Annotated in this window: 15 protein-coding genes; 4 read left to right on the top strand and 11 right to left on the bottom strand. The window is 69.4% G+C overall.

Translation table 11 applies throughout. From position 1 onward, the window contains the following. Nucleotides 1-2 precede the first annotated feature (2 nt). From ACX80H_RS10605 to disA, 3 genes are all read left to right on the top strand, one after another. Nucleotides 3-1,130, top strand: coding sequence for an FUSC family protein (locus tag ACX80H_RS10605; RefSeq protein WP_459313155.1), 1,128 nt, complete (start codon nucleotides 3-5; stop codon nucleotides 1,128-1,130). A 49-nt stretch (nucleotides 1,131-1,179) separates the two neighbouring features. Then, nucleotides 1,180-2,565, top strand: coding sequence for a DNA repair protein RadA (gene radA, locus ACX80H_RS10600; RefSeq protein ID WP_459313153.1), 1,386 nt, complete (start codon nucleotides 1,180-1,182; stop codon nucleotides 2,563-2,565). Nucleotides 2,566-2,760: 195 nt separating this feature from the next. Continuing rightward, the gene (gene disA, locus ACX80H_RS10595) at nucleotides 2,761-3,837 is read left to right on the top strand and encodes a DNA integrity scanning diadenylate cyclase DisA (protein WP_459313151.1); all 1,077 of its coding nucleotides are present in this window, start codon (nucleotides 2,761-2,763) and stop codon (nucleotides 3,835-3,837) included. A gap of 69 nt (nucleotides 3,838-3,906) precedes the next feature. Here the strand turns inward: disA and ACX80H_RS10590 are convergent, their stop codons facing one another. After that, on the bottom strand, nucleotides 3,907-4,545 hold the full coding sequence (locus tag ACX80H_RS10590) for a hypothetical protein (RefSeq protein WP_459313149.1): 639 nt from the start codon (nucleotides 4,543-4,545) through the stop codon (nucleotides 3,907-3,909). Between the two features lie 177 nt (nucleotides 4,546-4,722). Between ACX80H_RS10590 and ACX80H_RS10585 the strand changes: the two genes are divergently transcribed. Continuing rightward, nucleotides 4,723-5,760: an iron-sulfur binding domain-containing protein gene (locus ACX80H_RS10585; RefSeq protein ID WP_459313148.1), complete on the top strand. Its 1,038-nt coding sequence runs from the start codon at nucleotides 4,723-4,725 to the stop codon at nucleotides 5,758-5,760. 64 nt (nucleotides 5,761-5,824) lie between these two features. Here the strand turns inward: ACX80H_RS10585 and dhaM are convergent, their stop codons facing one another. From dhaM to lysS, 10 genes are all read right to left on the bottom strand, one after another. After that, nucleotides 5,825-6,571, bottom strand: coding sequence for a dihydroxyacetone kinase phosphoryl donor subunit DhaM (gene dhaM, locus ACX80H_RS10580; protein ID WP_459313146.1), 747 nt, complete (start codon nucleotides 6,569-6,571; stop codon nucleotides 5,825-5,827). Beyond that, nucleotides 6,568-7,218: a dihydroxyacetone kinase subunit DhaL gene (dhaL, locus tag ACX80H_RS10575; protein ID WP_459313415.1), complete on the bottom strand. Its 651-nt coding sequence runs from the start codon at nucleotides 7,216-7,218 to the stop codon at nucleotides 6,568-6,570. Before dhaL ends, dhaM begins: the two co-directional genes overlap by 4 nt. Nucleotides 7,219-7,220: 2 nt before the next feature. After that, a complete protein-coding gene (gene dhaK / locus ACX80H_RS10570) occupies nucleotides 7,221-8,222 on the bottom strand; it encodes a dihydroxyacetone kinase subunit DhaK (RefSeq protein ID WP_459313414.1) in 1,002 nt (333 codons plus the stop codon). 273 nt (nucleotides 8,223-8,495) lie between these two features. Then, nucleotides 8,496-8,675, bottom strand: coding sequence for a CsbD family protein (locus ACX80H_RS10565; RefSeq protein WP_459313145.1), 180 nt, complete (start codon nucleotides 8,673-8,675; stop codon nucleotides 8,496-8,498). A 131-nt stretch (nucleotides 8,676-8,806) separates the two neighbouring features. Beyond that, on the bottom strand, nucleotides 8,807-9,316 hold the full coding sequence (locus ACX80H_RS10560) for an amino-acid N-acetyltransferase (RefSeq protein WP_459313144.1): 510 nt from the start codon (nucleotides 9,314-9,316) through the stop codon (nucleotides 8,807-8,809). A 35-nt stretch (nucleotides 9,317-9,351) separates the two neighbouring features. Then, a complete protein-coding gene (locus ACX80H_RS10555) occupies nucleotides 9,352-11,376 on the bottom strand; it encodes a S9 family peptidase (RefSeq protein WP_459313142.1) in 2,025 nt (674 codons plus the stop codon). Between the two features lie 145 nt (nucleotides 11,377-11,521). Then, nucleotides 11,522-14,029, bottom strand: coding sequence for an ATP-dependent Clp protease ATP-binding subunit (locus tag ACX80H_RS10550; RefSeq protein WP_459313141.1), 2,508 nt, complete (start codon nucleotides 14,027-14,029; stop codon nucleotides 11,522-11,524). Between the two features lie 123 nt (nucleotides 14,030-14,152). Beyond that, a complete protein-coding gene (locus ACX80H_RS10545) occupies nucleotides 14,153-14,488 on the bottom strand; it encodes a histone-like nucleoid-structuring protein Lsr2 (RefSeq protein ID WP_459313140.1) in 336 nt (111 codons plus the stop codon). A gap of 86 nt (nucleotides 14,489-14,574) precedes the next feature. Next, nucleotides 14,575-14,772, bottom strand: a complete 198-nt coding sequence (locus ACX80H_RS10540) for a hypothetical protein (RefSeq protein WP_459313138.1) — start codon at nucleotides 14,770-14,772, stop codon at nucleotides 14,575-14,577. Nucleotides 14,773-14,774: 2 nt separating this feature from the next. Next, nucleotides 14,775-16,277 carry a lysine--tRNA ligase gene (lysS, locus tag ACX80H_RS10535; RefSeq protein ID WP_459313136.1) on the bottom strand — a complete coding sequence of 501 codons (1,503 nt, stop codon included), beginning with the start codon at nucleotides 16,275-16,277 and terminating at the stop codon, nucleotides 14,775-14,777. Nucleotides 16,278-16,318: the final 41 nt, after the last annotated feature.

The following is a 16,318-nucleotide window of genomic DNA, read 5'->3' as shown; positions in this document are numbered from 1 at the left end:
CCATGCCGCCGCGCCAGGGAGTGTCCGCAACCCTCGCCTTCCTGCGCAAGCGCTCCCGCATCGGACTGAAGCGCAGCTCGAACTCGGTCGTCAACGCGGTGCAGATGACCGTGTGCGCCGTCGGTGCCTACGCCTTCGCCGAGGAGGTCCTCGGGCACAACGGTCCGCTGTTCGCGGCGACGTCGTCGATGATCTCCCTGGGCTTCTCGAGGGATCCGCGCCTGCGGCGCGTCCTCGAGGTGGCGATCGGCTGCACCCTCGGCATCTCGGTGGGAGACCTCCTGCTCACCTTGTTCGGCACGGGGCTCTGGCAGGCCGCCGTCGTGCTGTTCGTCTCGATCCTGCTGGCCCGCTTCCTGGACAGCGGCACCATCTTCACCACGCAGCTCGGACTGCAGTCCCTGCTCGTGGTCCTGCTCCCGGCACCGCAGGGCGGGCCGTTCACACGCAGCGTGGACGCCATCGTGGGCGGGCTCTTCGCGCTCGTGATCACCGTACTGCTGCCCCGCGATCCGCGACGCGAGCCGAAGACGAACGTCCGGGGCCTGCTGGGCGAACTGTCCGGCGTGCTCCGCGAGAGCGCCTCGGCACTCCGCCAGAGTGATTCCACGCTGGCGTGGCACGCCCTGGTCCGCGCACGGAACTCCCAGTCCCGGCTCGACGGCCTCACGGGCAGCATGAGGGCCGCGCAGGAGGTTGCCCGGATCTCGCCCGCCTACCGGCGCCACCGCGACGAGCTCGGCGACCTGCGCACCGCCATCGATTCGATCGACCTGGCCATCCGCAACAGCCGTGTCTTCTCCCGCCGCCTGACCTCCGCCATCAACCACGCGGCCCTCACGGACGAGGCGATCGAGAGCCTCGGCCAGTCGCTCGAAGACACGGCCGACGCCGTGGACGCGCTCAGCCGGGCGCTGTCCGCCGGTGACCCTGCCGAGCGCCGCCTCAACCTGCGTCAGGCACGCAATGAACTCGCCGCCGTCGCGACCGACCTGCACCCCGAGACCCTCGACATCAGCGGCCTCGAGGGTGAGGGGCTCGTACTCCTCCTGCGCCCCCTTGTGGTGGACCTCCTCGAGGCCACGGGCCTCTCCCACGACGACGCCGCCGGCTACCTCCCCCGGCTCTGACCACCGGCGGTGGACCTGCGCTGTCGGTGGCCGCCGGTAGCCTGAAGGAATGGCCACGAAGACCTCCCCTGCCGCGCGCTCGGCGCGCAACAACGCTCCGAACTACCGCTGTGCGGAATGCGGCTGGACGACGGCGAAGTGGGTAGGGCGCTGCGGTGAATGCCAGGCCTGGGGCACCGTCGAGGAGACGGGCCAGGTCGTCGCACGCACCACGGCCGCCACTGCGGTCACCACCCCCGCCCGGCGGATCGCCGAGGTCGACGCCACCCTGTCCGGATTCCAGCCCACGAAGATCGACGAGCTGGATCGCGTGCTCGGCGGCGGACTGGTCCCCGGGGCCGTGATCCTCCTGGCCGGCGAGCCCGGCGTCGGCAAGTCCACGCTCCTGCTCGACGTCGCCGCGCGGGTGGCGCGCCTGGGCAAGGACGTCCTGTACGTCACGGGTGAGGAGTCCGCGGCCCAGGTGAAACTCCGCGCGGACCGGATCGACGCCGTTGCCGATTCCCTGTACCTCAGCGCAGAGACGGATCTCGGCCAGGCCCTCGGCCAGGTCGAGACGATCGATCCGGCGCTGCTGATCGTCGACTCCGTGCAGACACTCAGCAGTGCGGCGGTGGATGGCAGTGCCGGCGGTGTCACGCAGGTCCGGGAGGTCGCGGCGTCGATCATCGGGGCGGCGAAGGCACGGGGCATGACCACCCTGCTCGTCGGGCACGTCACCAAGGACGGCTCCATCGCCGGCCCCCGGCTGCTCGAGCACCTCGTCGACGTCGTCTGCCAGTTCGAGGGCGAGCGCCACTCACGCCTGCGCCTGCTGCGGGCCGTCAAGAACCGGTACGGCCCGACGGACGAGGTGGGATGCTTCGACCTGACCGACGGCGGCATCGAGGGACTCGCCGATCCCAGTGGGCTCTTCGTGTCCCGCACCAAGGACCCCGTGTCGGGAACCTGCATCACGGTCACGCTCGAGGGTCGCCGCCCGCTGCTCGCCGAGGTCCAGGCGCTGCTGGCGGAATCCCCCAACGCGCAGCCGAGACGGGCGACGAGCGGGCTCGACAGCTCCCGCGTCGCCATGCTGCTGGCCGTACTGCAGAGCCGTGCCTCGGTCAGCCTGCACAAGGACGACAGCTACGTGGCGACGGTGGGCGGCGTCCGCCTGACCGAGCCCGCCACGGACCTCGCCGTCGCCCTCGCCATCGCCTCCGCGAAGACCGACCATCCCCTGCCCGCCCGGCTCATCGCCTTCGGGGAGGTGGGCCTCGCCGGGGAGGTGCGTCCCGTCCCCGGCATCGGACGGCGCATTCAGGAGGCGGAGCGGCTCGGGTTCACCCACGCGATCGTCCCGGCGTCCCCCGGCGGCACGGGTCCCGTGCCGAAGGGATTCTCGGTGCGGGAGGTATCCACCCTCGCGGAGGCGCTGGCCCTGCTGTTCTAGGCGCCGCTTTTCCTGGTGCCCGCGGGGTGTTACTGGTCTACGACGGGGACCGGTGCGGAGGATTTCGCGCGCGCCAGTAGTATTATGTTCGGCTGCGCGGCTAGAGGCGCCGCCACCGACCACCGTCCGAGACTCGACGGCGGCCGCCCGACTGCGCCGGGCCTTCAACAGCGCGGGCGCTGAAAGGATAGGCCCATGGTTCGTAGTCCGGAGGACTCACTCAAAGCCACCCTTGCCAGAGTAGCCCCAGGAACACACTTGCGCGACGGTCTTGAGCGAATCCTGAGGGGACGCACAGGTGCGTTGATCGTCCTCGGCTTCGACCGCACGGTGGATTCCATCTGCTCGGGCGGCTTCGACATCGGCATCGAGTTCTCACCCACCCGACTGCGCGAACTGGCGAAGATGGACGGTGCGATCGTGTGCGACAAGGATGCGAGCCGCATCCTCCGCGCCGCCGTGCAGCTCGTGCCCGATCACACCATCGAGACGCAGGAATCCGGGACCCGGCACCGCACCGCCGAGCGCGTTGCGAAGCAGACCGGCCTACCCGTGATCAGCGTCAGCCAGTCGATGCAGATCATCGCCCTCTACATCGACGGGCTGCGGCACGTCCTGGAAGGCTCCGAGCCCGTACTCGCACGCGCCAACCAGGCCCTCGCCACCCTCGAGCGCTACCGGGCCAGGCTCGACCAGGTCACCAACTCGCTCTCGGCCCTCGAGATCGAGGCGATGGTCACCATCCGGGATGTCGCCGTCACGCTGCAGCGCCAGGAGATGGTCCGCAGGATCTCGGAGGAGATCTCGCAGTACGTGCTGGAACTCGGCGTCGACGGCCGCCTGCTGTCCCTCCAGGTCGAGGAGCTCACCACGGGTCTAGGACCGGGCAGCGAGATGGTGCTGCGCGACTACATGAACCTCGGGTCCAGCACCGCGTCGCTCGACGAGCGGGTGGCGACCCTGCAGGGCTTCAGCTCGGCGGACCTCATCGATCTCGGCACCATCGCGAGCGTCCTGGGCTTCAATCCGTCCGTGGACTCGCTGGAGGCTGTCATCCAGCCGAAGGGATACCGCCTGCTGTCCGGGATCAAGGCCGTACCACCGGCCGTCGCCAATCGGTTGGTGGACCACTTCGACGGCCTGCAGAACCTGATGGCCGCGAACATCGACGACCTGATGGCGGTGGACGGGATCGGCGAGCAACGTGCCCGGACCGTCCGTGAGGGGCTCTCCCGTATCGCCGAGACCAGCCTCCTCGACCGCTTCATGTGAGCTGACGCACCGCCTCCGCCGGCCGGCGGCGCCTCCCCCTGCACGCTGGGCCGCGACCTCGGCCACGGCCTACTGCAGCGTGAAGGACACCGGGCTGCTGCTCCGGGCACCGAGCCGGGTGGTCAGGGCATACGTCCCGGCCCCGGGGTCCTCCTCGACCATGCAGCCCGGCACAGTCCGGTTGCGGGACCATTCGAACGTCGCGCGTTCCTCGCCGCCCGGCTCGATCGTGCGCTCGAGGTCCTGTGAGTCGTGCTGGCAGTCCGTGGAGGAGAACACGCGCTCTTCGTCGCTGGTCAGCACGAATTCCATCTGGGACGTACCCACGTTCACCGTGCAGGCCTCCGGCCCCTCGTTGCGGACCACGAGGGACAGGACAGGATCCTTACCCGGCCCGTAGTTGTGCCGGTCGGTCTCGGCGGAGACCACGACCCTCGCCGGATCACAGCCGTCGTCCGATGCCGAGGGCGACGCGGAGGGCGACGGGGAAGGTGAAGCGGAGGTGGCGCTCGGCGAGGGAGCCGGTGATGCGGAAGGCGCCTTGGACGGCGCCGGGCTCGAGGGGGCGGGGCTGGTGGTCGCGGAGGAACCGGCCTCCGGCATGGGTGGTTCGCCCACCGCAGCATCGGCGCCGTTCCCGAGCACGCCGGCCAGCACGAGACCCGTGATGGCGAGGGCCGCGATCACCAGGAGCGCGAGGATGGTCACCGCCAGGCGCCTTCGGCGGTAGACAGCGGGACTGTGCCCCCGCCTGCTGCCTGTACGCCTGCCCGTTCCGCGATCGCCCGTGGATGCCATCCATCAAGGTTAGGGAAGTCCCTCCGCATTACTCCGGCCACCACGCCGCTGGATAGAGTATTGACGACGATGATTCAGGAGCCACCCATGATCCCCGGCAACGGACCCACGACGGATCCCGCGTGCCCTGCAAGTGCTGCCGGTGCTACCGGTGCTACCGGTGCTACCGGTGCTACCCGGATCGCATCGGGGCCCGACGTCCTCCATGCCCGGCTGGCGGACTGGTTCGCCGAGGCGGCACGGGACCTGCCCTGGCGCGACGCCGACTGCTCGCCGTGGGGCGTCCTCGTCAGCGAGGTCATGCTCCAGCAGACCCCGGTGGTCCGCGTCCTGCCGGTGTGGCGTGAGTGGCTCGAACGATGGCCCTCCCCCGCCCACCTCGCCGCGGAGCCGTCGGGGGCCGCCGTCCGGCACTGGGGCCGCCTCGGCTATCCCCGCCGGGCCCTCCGCCTGCATGCCGCAGCCACCGCCATGGTCGCGGACCATGGCGGCGCCGTGCCGACCACTCACGACGAGCTGCTGGCCTTGCCCGGTGTCGGCACCTATACCGCTGCCGCGGTCGCCGCGTTCGCCTTCGGACGGCGCGAGACCGTCGTCGACACCAACATCCGCCGCGTGCACGCCCGCGTCTTCGGCGGGAAAGCGCTCCCGGCCCCGGCGCTGACGGCCGCGGAGATGAAGCGCGCCGGGGAGCTCCTGCCCGCCGATGACGCCCTGTCGGTGCGGTGGAATGCAGCAGTGATGGAACTGGGAGCCGTGATCTGCACCGCCCGGTCCCCGCTCTGCGACGCCTGCCCCGTCCTGGACGCGTGTTCCTGGGTCGCAGCGGGACGGCCTGCTCCCGAGTACGTCCCCAAGGGGCAGTCGTGGGCGGGCACGGACCGGCAGGTGCGCGGCGCGATCGTCGCCGTGCTGCGCGATGCCGAGATGCCCGTACCGCGGTCCGTCCTCCTGGAGTTCCCGGTGGACCTCAGCATGGGCGTGCCGGCCGCCCCCGGTCAGGCTGCCCTCACCGCGCTGCACGGCCTGCAGGCGCCGGCCGAGCAACTGGAACGCGCCCTGGCCGGGCTCCTGGCCGACGGCCTCGCCGAGGACGCCGAAGGCGGCATCCGCCTGCCGGGCTGACACCGGGGCGCCCAGGCGCGGATGCCGGAGGGGGGCATCCGCCTGCCGGGCCAGGACCTGCCCGTCAGGCGGGCTCGCCGAAGCCCGACTCGACCGCCTGCCCGATGAAGTCGACCGCTGCCTGCGCATCCGGGCCGCTCGCCTCGGCCGTGACCGTGCGGCCCTGACCGAGTCCGAGGCTCATGAGCAGCATCACCGACTTCCCGTCGACGCCGTTCACCGTGACTTCCGCGTCGAGGTCTGCCAGCCCGGTGGCGAGCGTGGCAGCGGGCCGCGCATGCAGCCCCATCTGGTTGGGCAGCGTCCAGGAGCCGCTGACCGCTCGGCCCCCGGGCGACGGCGACGTGCCGGAAGCCGCATCGCTCCCCGGCACCGCTGCCGCGTGGCTGACGAATGGCTCGAGTTCCTCCGGCCGGATGGAGACGACGGCGGCCTCGGCCGCCCGGACCACCTCGTCCAGGGAGGATCCTCCTTGGGCCTGGACGGCTGCCGCGACCGCGCCCTCCACGAGCGCGGCCTGGGCGAGGCGAACGGATGCGCGCTCGTCGGGCTCGAGGAACTCGAGCACCGTCTCGGCGGTCATGACGGCGGAGCCGAGGTCGGTCAGGATCACGACGCCGTCGCCTCCGGACGCCTGCTGGATGCCTGCCTGCACGCGGTCGAAGCTCGTGCCGATGCGTACCGGACCTCCGCCGTCGTCCGCTCCCCCGGCGGCGACGAGGACGACGTCGGGCGCCATCTGCGCAGCGAGTTCGACGACGCCCTCCGCGATCTTCGCGCTGTGCGAGACGATGACCAGGCCGACGCTCATGCGATGCCCTCCCTCGCGGCCTCCACGGCGGCCTGGAGGATCAGGGCGGTCGACACGGCGCCGGGATCCTGGTGACCGGCGCTGCGCTCGCCGAGGTAGCTCGCCCTGCCCTTGCGGGCGATCAGGGGCTCGGTGGCAACAGCTCCCGCGTGGGCGGCGTTGGCCGCGGCGGCGAGCACCTCGGGCGGGGTTGCTCCCGCCTGGGCCGCGGTCTCGGCCGACTCGGTAGCCGGCGTCCAGGCGTCCACCATGGTCTTGTCGCCGATCTCGGCCTTGCCGCGGGCCACGATGCCGTCCCGGGCGGCCCGGATCATCCCGGCCGCGGCGGCCGCGTCGATCTCGCCCGCGTCCCCGAGCGAGGCCGCCGCACGCAGGAACGCCGTCCCGTACAGCGGACCGGCAGCACCACCCACGGTGGACATCAGGGTCATGGCGACCTGCTTGAGCACGGCCGCCGGAGTGGCGGGAGCATCACCGGCGTCGAGCTTGGCGACGACGGCGCTGAAGCCCCGGTCCAGGTTCTCACCGTGGTCGGCGTCGCCGATGACCCTGTCGAGCTCGATCAGGAGGGCGCGGTTCTCGGCCACCACGCGGGCGGTCTCCTGCATCCACCGGAGGGCCCACTGCGTGTCGAGGGCAGCGGACATGCTCATGCCCCCCACCGCAGGGCGGCCGTGCGGACGGGGGCGTCCCACAGTTCGAGCATCTCGTCGTCGACGCGCAGGATGGTCAGCGACGCGCCCTGCATCTCGAGAGCGGTGATGTAGTTGCCCACGAGGGACCTCTCGATCGTGACGCCGAGCCCGTCGAGCAGTTGCGCGACCTTCCGGAACACGATGTACAGCTCACTGGCGGGAGTCCCGCCCATGCCGTTGACCATCACGAGCGTCCTGTCCCCGGCGGTCAGCCTGAGGTCGGCGACGATCGGCTGCAGCAGCCGCTGCGTGATGCCGTCGGCGTCCTCCATGGCGATCCGGTGCCGGCCCGGCTCCCCGTGGATGCCGATGCCGATCTCGATCTCGTCCTCGGCCAGGTCGAAGCTGGGGACCCCGGCATGCGGAACGGTGCATGCGGCCAGGGCCACACCCATGGAGCGCACGCTGTCCACGACGCGCTGGGCGACGGACGCAACGCCGTCCAGGTCGTCGCCGCGTTCTGCTGCAGCACCGGCGATGCGTTCCACGAAGACGGTGCCACCGACGCCGCGCCGGCCCGCCGTATACAGGGAGTCCTCGACGGCGACGTCGTCATCGACGAGCACGGAGCGCACGGTGACGCCCTCCGCTTCGGCCATCTCCGCGGCCGTCTCGAAGTTGAGGACGTCACCGGTGTAGTTCTTGACGATGTGCAGGACGCCCGCCCCGCCGTCGACGGCGGTGGTGGCGGGGATGATCTGGTCCGGCGTCGGAGAGGTGAAGACGGCACCCGGCACCGCGGCGTCGAGCATCCCGAGTCCCACGAAGCCCGCGTGGAGGGGTTCATGGCCGCTTCCACCTCCGGACACGAGACCCACCTTGCCCTGCACGGGAGCATCCCTGCGGGTGATGAACAGGGGGTCCGGGTGGACGGTGACGATGTCGGCGTGCGCGATCCCGAATCCTTCGACGGACTCGTTGACCACGGCCTTGGGGTCATTGATGAGCTTCTTCACGGCGACTGCTCCTTGACTGGGAACGGACATCTGACGGCCTGCAGCCCGTCCCGCGTGGACCACCCCGGCCACTGGACACGTTACCGCCCGTTCCTGCCGCTGCCTATAGCCCGGAGGCAGCCCCGGCCCGGGCCGAAGACCGGCCCGACGACCCCGCCGCACACCGCTAGAGGGCGGTTGCGGGGAACCGGTTGAACGGCTGAGGGAGGGCCCCGGCAGGGTGCCCTCCCTCAGCTCGCCGGACCGCCCGATCAACGGTGCGGCCCGGACGAATCAGCGTCCTTGCTTGAACGCATCCTTGACGTTCTCGCCGGCGTCCTTGAGGCTCGAGCTCGCCTGGTCCTTATGGCCCTCGGCTTCCAGGTTCTCGTCCCCGGTCGCCTTGCCGAGGCCTTCCTTGATCTTTCCGCCCAGACCTTCGCCCTTGTTCCCGATCTTGTCATCCAGTCCCATGATGCGGACCTCCTTCAGCTCGGTGTACGGCCACCGGTTCCGATGGCCTGCCAGCACCGCGAACGCGATGCTAAGCAGTCTTACTATATGCATGCGGGCCTGCTGAATGCCACCCTGCCGCGGGAGGGTCTTCAGAGTCGCCGGATCATCCGCGTATTGCCGAGGGTATTGGGCTTGACCCTGGCAAGGTCCAGGAACTCGGCGATGCCCTCATCGTGGGACCGGAGGAGCTCGGAGTAGGTCTGGGGGTCGACGGCGGACTGGTCGGCCATGACCTCGAAGCCGTGGCGCCGGAAGAAATCGACCTCGAACGTCAGGCAGAAGACCCTGCTCACGCCGAAGCCCCGCGCCTCCTCGAGGAGTTCCTCCACGAGCGCGTGGCCCACGCCGTGGCCGCGGGCTTCCGGTGAGGTCGCGAGGGTGCGCACCTCCGCCAGGTCCTCCCAGATGATGTGCAGCGCCCCGCAGCCGAGCACCTCACCGCCGTCGGACTCCGCGATGCGGAACTCCGGCAGCCCCTCGTAGTAGGCCACCGTCTCCTTCGCGATCAGGATGCGATCCTCGGCGAGCGGCGCGACGAGCGACTTGATGGCGGGGACGTCCGCGGTGCGGGCGGGACGGATGGTGAAGGGCAGCGTCATTCGACCCACTCTACAAACCACCGCCCCGCCCGTGCCTACAGGCCCAGCTCCGACGGGAGTTCGCGCTCCTCCCCGAGGACGTGGGAGGCGAGGAAGGCCTCGACGACGCCGTACCAGATCCTGGCGTGCTGCGGCTTGAGGATCCAGTGGTTCTCGTCCGGGAAGTACAGGAACCGGTGGGGCGTCCTGCCCTCGTCGTCGGCTGGGAGCTTCGACGCGGAGAGCAGCTCGTACCAGAGCCGCAGCCCCTCGCCGATCGGCACGCGGTAGTCCTTGTCCCCGTGGATGACGAGCATCGGTGTGCTGATGTTCGCCACGTGGTGGTGCGGGGAGTTCTCGTTCATCATGTCCGGCGTCATCTCCCGCTCCCAGTAGTACGCGACGTCCGTCGTGGGCCCGAACTGGTCCAGCGCCCACAGGCTCGCGTGCGTGACGATCGCGGCGAAGCGGTCGGTGTGCCCGGCGACCCAGTTCGCCATGTAGCCGCCGAAGCTGCCACCCATGGCAGCCACGCGGGTCGCATCGATGTCGTCCCGCGCCACCAGGCCGTCGGTGGCGGCCATGAGGTCGGTGTAGGGGACGCCGCCCCACTGGCCCCACCCGCGGTCCACCATGTGCTGGCCGTATCCCGTGGACAGCGCGGGATCCGGCAGGAGGACGGCGTAGCCCCGGGCTGCCATGAGCCAGGGCGACCAGCGCCACGTCCACGCGTTCCAAGAACCGATCGGGCCTCCGTGGATCCACAGCAGCGCCGGGACCGGGGCTTCCGCCGAGGCGCCGTCGGGCAGCACCAGCCAGGACCTCACCGGCTGGCCGTCCTCCCCCGCCGACTCCACGCGTTCGAGCGAACCGGGGAGCTCGGGGCGTTCCGCGGGGTTGGGGAGCCGTTCGGTGGCTCCGGAGGCGAGGTCGATCCGGACGACCTCGGGCGGGAACAGGTAGGAGCTGCGGAGGGCGTACGCGGTCGTGCCGTCCGGGGACACCCGGACGTCCGTGTAGGCTGCAGCATCCTCCGTCACGCGGCGCACGGCACCGGTGGCGACGTCGATCACGAACACGGGGGCGGACCCGTCGTCGTCGGCCGTGACCACGAGGGCCGACCCGTCGGGCAGCCACGCCGCAGGAGACGGCCAGCGGTCCCACTCCGCGGCGAGTTCGGAGGGCTCGCCTCCCTCGAGGGGAAGCAGCAGCAGGCTCGTGCGGGGCGCGAGGTCTGCCCTGGTGCGCCGGTCCCTGACCACCACGAGGTACCGGCCGTCGGGGCTCACGGGACCGGGAGCGTAGTCGTTCCCGCGGTCGTCCAGCAGGACGACGGATTCCTTCGTGGCGATGTCGACCCGCACGAGCACCGTGCGTTGCGAGCCGCGCTCCTCAGGAACGGTGAGGGAGGTGAAGAGCAGGGCACCGTCGGGGCTGAGGACGGGATGGGCATCCCGGAGGCCGCCGCGCGCGGAGGGGATCAGGTCCGTGAGGGGCCGTTCGCGGTCCTCGCCGAGGTCCTGCAGCCCGAAGTAGCGTGGCTCCTCCGGCCCGAGGTCGGCGTCCCAGTACCGGACCGGATAGCCCGAGTGGAGGACTGCCGCGACGCCGGCTTCCTTGCGCGCCTTCCGGCGCTCGGCGTCGTCCTCCTCGTCCGCCGAACCGGCCAGGACGGCCGCGGTGACCACGACGACGTCGGCCGCCTCCGCGGCGGCCACCCCTGCCACACCCCCCTCGCGCGTCAGGAGCAGCGAGGACTCGCCTCCGGACGCGGGCAGGCTCCACAGGGCTGGGCGCTTCTCGCCGTCGGCGTCGTCCGGGTCGGGACGCGCGGACGTGAAGAGCAGGTCTCCGCTCGGGAGGAACGCGGCCCCGGACTCGCCCTCGGAACTGCGGGTCAGACGGCGGGCGGGCTGTCCCCCGGCCGGGTCGACCTCCCACAGCGCGGACTGGTACGCGGTCTTCTTGGGGTTGAGGGTGGCCACGGACGTGACGAGGCGCGTGCCGTCCCGGTTGAGGACGAGCCCGCTGAGGCGGGGCAGGGCGACGAAATCCTCGAGAGAGGAGAAGGGGGTGGTCATGCGTCATCTCTACCACCGCGGATGGCCACCGTTCCACCTTTCGGGGAAATCCCGTTGCCGAGGGCACCAGTTCTCCTGCTTCCGTCAACGACGGAACCCGCCCTGGTGCCCAGGACGGGTTCCGTCGTATCTCAGATGCTGCTGGTTACTCCGGGACGGTGGCCTCGAGCGCGGCCGGAGCGTCCTCGATCTCCTTGGGGGCGCCGTGTCCCACGAAGGTGAAGCGTGCATCCACGCCCTCGCCCTCGACGTCCACATCGACGCGCTCTCCCGACTTCAGCTCGCCGAAGAGGATCTTCTCCGAGAGCTGGTCCTCGATCTCGCGCTGGATGGTGCGGCGCAGCGGCCGCGCTCCCATTGCGGGGTCGTAGCCGCGGGTCGCAAGGAGCACCTTGGCCGCGGGGGTGAGCTCGATCGTCATGCCCTTGTCCGCCATGCGGCGGCTCAGGCGCTCGAGGAACAGGTCCACGATCTGGACGATCTCGTCCTGCGTGAGCTGCGGGAACACCACGGTGTCATCGACGCGGTTGAGGAACTCGGGGCGGAAGTGCTGCTTGAGCTCCTCCGTGACCTTCGCCTTCATCCGGTTGTAGCTCGTGGTGGTGTCGGAGCCGGACTGGAAGCCCGTCATGACGCCCTTCGAGATGTCGCGGGTGCCGAGGTTGGTGGTCATGATGATCACGGTGTTCTTGAAGTCCACCATGCGGCCCTGGCTGTCCGTCAGGCGGCCGTCCTCGAGGATCTGTAGGAGCGAGTTGAAGAGGTCTGCGTGCGCCTTCTCCACCTCGTCGAACAGCACCACGGAGAACGGCTTGCGGCGGACCTTCTCGGTGAGCTGTCCGCCCTCCTCGTAGCCAACGTAGCCCGGAGGGGCACCGAAGAGCCGGGAGACGGTGTGCTTCTCCGAGTACTCGGACATGTCGAGGGTGATGAGGGCGTCCTCCTCACCGAACAAGAACTCCGCGAGTGCCTTGGCGAGCTCCGTCTTACCGACACCGGTGGGACCGGCGAAGATGAAGGAACCACCGGGACGCTTCGGGTCCTTGAGGCCGGCGCGCGTCCGGCGGATCGCCTGCGAGATCGCCTTGATGGCCTCGTTCTGTCCGATGACGCGCTTGTGCAGTTCCGCTTCCATGTTGAGCAGTCGCGAGGATTCCGCCTCGGTCAGCTTGAACACGGGGATGCCGGTCGAATTGGCGAGCACCTCGGCGATGAGTTCCTCATCGACCTCCGCGATGTCGTCCAGCCCGCCGGACTTCCAGCGGCGCTCCTTGTCGCTGCGCTCGTCGTGGAGCTTCTGCTCCTTGTCACGCAGCGCCGCAGCACCCTCGAAGTCCTGGGAGTCGATGGCCGACTCCTTCTCGCGCTTGACGTCCGCGATGCGCTCGTCAATCTCCTTGAGCTCCGGCGGCGCGGTCATCCGGCGGATGCGCAGGCGCGCTCCCGCCTCGTCGATGAGGTCAATCGCCTTGTCCGGCAGGAAGCGGTCCGAGATGTAACGCTCGGCCAGCGTCGCCGCACTGGACAGGGCGCCGTCGGTGATCGAGACGCGGTGGTGCGCCTCGTAGCGGTCGCGCAGGCCCTTGAGGATCTCGATCGCGTGCGCCACGGAGGGCTCGGCGACTTGGATCGGCTGGAAACGGCGCTCGAGGGCGGCGTCCTTCTCGATGTGCTTGCGGTACTCGTCCAGGGTGGTGGCACCGATGGTCTGGAGCTCACCACGGGCGAGCATGGGCTTCAGGATCGACGCCGCATCGATGGCGCCCTCGGCGGCACCTGCGCCGACGAGCGTGTGGATCTCATCGATGAACAGGATGATGTCGCCACGGGTGCGGATCTCCTTGAGAACCTTCTTCAAGCGCTCCTCGAAGTCACCGCGGTAGCGGGAGCCTGCGACGAGGGACCCGAGGTCCAGCGTGTACAGCTGCTTGTCCTTGATGGTCTCCGGGACGTCGCCGCGCACGATCGCCTGGGCGAGGCCCTCGACGACGGCGGTCTTGCCGACCCCGGGCTCACCGATCAGGACAGGGTTGTTCTTGGTACGGCGGGAGAGGACCTGCATGACGCGTTCCATCTCCTTCTCGCGCCCGATGACAGGATCGAGTTTCGACTCACGCGCTGCCTGCGTCAGGTTCCGGCCGAACTGGTCCAGCACGACGGAGCCTGCGGGAGTTCCCTCCTGCTGGGGGCCGCCGGTCGCGGCCGGCTCCTTGCCCTGGTAGCCGGACAGCAGCTGGATGACCTGCTGGCGGACGCGGTTGAGGTCTGCGCCGAGCTTCACGAGGACCTGCGCGGCGACGCCCTCACCCTCACGGATGAGACCGAGCAGGATGTGCTCGGTACCGATGTAGTTGTGGCCGAGCTGGAGTGCTTCCCGCAGGGAGAGCTCCAGTACCTTCTTGGCCCGGGGGGTGAAGGGGATGTGGCCGGACGGGGCCTGCTGGCCCTGCCCGATGATCTCCTGAACCTGTTCCCTCACGGCACCCAGCGAGATGCTGAGCGACTCTAGGGCCTTTGCGGCTACACCCTCGCCCTCGTGGATCAGGCCAAGCAGGATGTGCTCGGTGCCGATGTAATTGTGGTTGAGCATGCGGGCCTCTTCCTGGGCCAGCACAACAACTCGACGGGCACGATCTGTAAATCTCTCAAACATGAGACACACACTCCTAGCTAACGCGTATTTCGATGCTACGGGTACGGGATGTGCTTTGGGTGCGTGTTCGCCACAGGCGAGATAACGCCGGAAGGCTTCCCCTCCGGCGCCGCCCGGGGGTGGTCAGCGCTGTGCGGCGCGGTATGCCTCGACGATTTCGCTGTTGACACGGCCGCGGGAGGAGACGTTGTAGCCGTTCTCCTTGGCCCACTCGCGGATCTGCGCGGCTTCCTGGTTGCGGGACGGGGACGGGGACGGGGTGGTGGGGCGCTGCTGCTTCGAGGAGTTGCTGCGGCGGGCTGCGCCGACGTATTCCGCGAGGGCCGAGCGGAGCTCCGAGGCGTGCTCCTCCGAGAGGTCGATTTCGTATTGCACGCCGTCGAGGCCGAAGCGCACCGTCTCGTCGGCTTCGTTGCCGTCGATGTCATCGATGAGAATGATCTTTACCTTCTGCGCCACAATGCTCTCCTAATTGGTTCCTCGATATCAATGCCCCCTGAAATGAGTATGGGCCACTATTCAATCGAGGTCAAAGAAGGGCATTCCTAACCGGGGTCGATTTCCTGATCGTCATTCTTTTCCCGCGCCACCTCGCGGTTCCGTGCGTCCTCGGAGTCCTGCATTTCCTCCGCACGCGCCATGGCCTCGCGCTCCGCGCGGTCCGCATTGAATATGGCCTTGATCACGAAGTAGAAAATCACCGCCAAGCAGGCTGATGGAAGGAGGACCGCTACATATTCCACGGCTACTGCCCCGCTTCGGGCTTGAGAATGGGGAAGAGGATCGACTCACGAATTCCGACGTTCGTGAAAAGCATCACGAGACGGTCGATTCCGAGGCCGATACCGCCCATCGGAGGCGCCCCGTATTCGAGTGCCCGGAGGAAGTCCTCGTCCAATTGCATGGCCTCGTCATCGCCGGCGGCCGCCTGTCGGGACTGCTCGGTCAGGCGCTCCCGCTGGATGACGGGGTCGATGAGCTCGGAGAAGGCTGTGCCGCGCTCCATGCCCCCGATGATGAGGTCCCAGGCTTCGATCAGTCGCGGATCGTCGCGGTGCGGCCGGGCCAGCGGCTGGGCGGAGGGCGGGTAGTCGTAGACGAATGTCGGCTGGATGAGCGTGGGTTCCACGATCTCCGAGAACAGCTCGAGCACCACCTTCTCGGCACCCCAGGCCGGATCGAAGGAGACCTCGTGGCGCTCCGCGATCGAGCGGAGCTCCTCGAGTCCCGTCTCCGGGGTGACGTCCTGCCCCACGGCAGCGGACAGTCCCGGGTAGACACCGAGCCACGCCCATTCACCATCGAGGTCGATGGTGCCCTTCGCGGTCTCGATCGTGCGCGAGCCCAGGAGATCGGCGCACGCGAGGATCATCTCCTTCATGCGGTCCGCCATGACGAACTGGTCGGCGTAGGCCTCGTAGCACTCGAGCATGGTGAACTCGGGGCTGTGGGTGGAGTCGACGCCCTCATTGCGGAAGATGCGCCCGATCTCGTACACGCGGTCGATCCCGCCGACGACGGCCCTCTTCAGGTACAGCTCCAGCGCGATCCGGAGGGTCATCTTCTGGTCGAACGCGTTGAGGTGCGTCTCGAAGGGACGGGCCGTCGCACCGCCGTGGATCAGCTGCAGGATCGGCGTCTCCACCTCGATGTAGTCGCGGCGGTTCAGGGTCTCGCGGAGGGTGCGGGTGATCGCGGCGCGCGTCCGGACCATCTGGCGGGCTTCCTTGCGCACCATCAGGTCGACGTAGCGCTGGCGCACGCGCGTCTCCTCGCTGACGCCCGCGTGCAGGGTGGGCAGCGGACGGAGGGCCTTCGACGCCATGGTCCAGGAGTCCGCCATCACGGAGAGTTCGCCGCGGCGGGAGCTGATGACCTCGCCGTGCACCTGCACGTGGTCGCCGAGGTCCACGAGCGACTTCCACTCCGCGAGGCTGTCGGCGCCGATCTCGGCGAGGCTGAGCATGACCTGGAGCCGCGTGCCGTTCCCCTCCTGCAGCGTCGCGAAGCACAGCTTCCCCGAGTTGCGGATGAAGACCACACGGCCCACGACGGCGACCTGCCGGCCGCTCGACTCCCCCGTCCCGAGGTCTGCGAACTGCTCCCTGACCTCCGCGAGCGAGTGCGTCCGCTCCGGCTTGACCGGATACGGCTCCGTCCCGGCGTCGAGCAGGGCTGCGCGCTTCTGCAGCCGGAAGCGCATCTGCTCGTTGAGGTCGTCCGCGGGGAGGGTTTCGTCGTGAGTCACGGAAGACAAGTTTACGGCCCCCTGCCGGGCCCGCGGTGTCG

The organism is Arthrobacter pasteuri (assembly GCF_054510955.1).
The sequence above is the reverse complement of the archived record's forward strand: the minus strand, read 5'-3'. Positions and strand labels throughout refer to the sequence as shown.

Coding starts and splice junctions, on each gene's coding strand:
- ACX80H_RS10605 (WP_459313155.1), top strand. CDS start 3: ATGCCGCCGCGCCAGGGAGTGTCCGCAACCCTCGCCTTCCTGCGCAAG.
- radA (WP_459313153.1), top strand. CDS start 1,180: ATGGCCACGAAGACCTCCCCTGCCGCGCGCTCGGCGCGCAACAACGCT.
- disA (WP_459313151.1), top strand. CDS start 2,761: ATGGTTCGTAGTCCGGAGGACTCACTCAAAGCCACCCTTGCCAGAGTA.
- ACX80H_RS10585 (WP_459313148.1), top strand. CDS start 4,723: ATGATCCCCGGCAACGGACCCACGACGGATCCCGCGTGCCCTGCAAGT.
- dhaM (WP_459313146.1), bottom strand. CDS start 6,571: ATGAGCGTCGGCCTGGTCATCGTCTCGCACAGCGCGAAGATCGCGGAG.
- dhaL (WP_459313415.1), bottom strand. CDS start 7,218: ATGTCCGCTGCCCTCGACACGCAGTGGGCCCTCCGGTGGATGCAGGAG.
- ACX80H_RS10565 (WP_459313145.1), bottom strand. CDS start 8,675: ATGGGACTGGATGACAAGATCGGGAACAAGGGCGAAGGTCTGGGCGGA.
- ACX80H_RS10560 (WP_459313144.1), bottom strand. CDS start 9,316: ATGACGCTGCCCTTCACCATCCGTCCCGCCCGCACCGCGGACGTCCCC.
- ACX80H_RS10555 (WP_459313142.1), bottom strand. CDS start 11,376: ATGACCACCCCCTTCTCCTCTCTCGAGGATTTCGTCGCCCTGCCCCGC.
- ACX80H_RS10550 (WP_459313141.1), bottom strand. CDS start 14,029: ATGTTTGAGAGATTTACAGATCGTGCCCGTCGAGTTGTTGTGCTGGCC.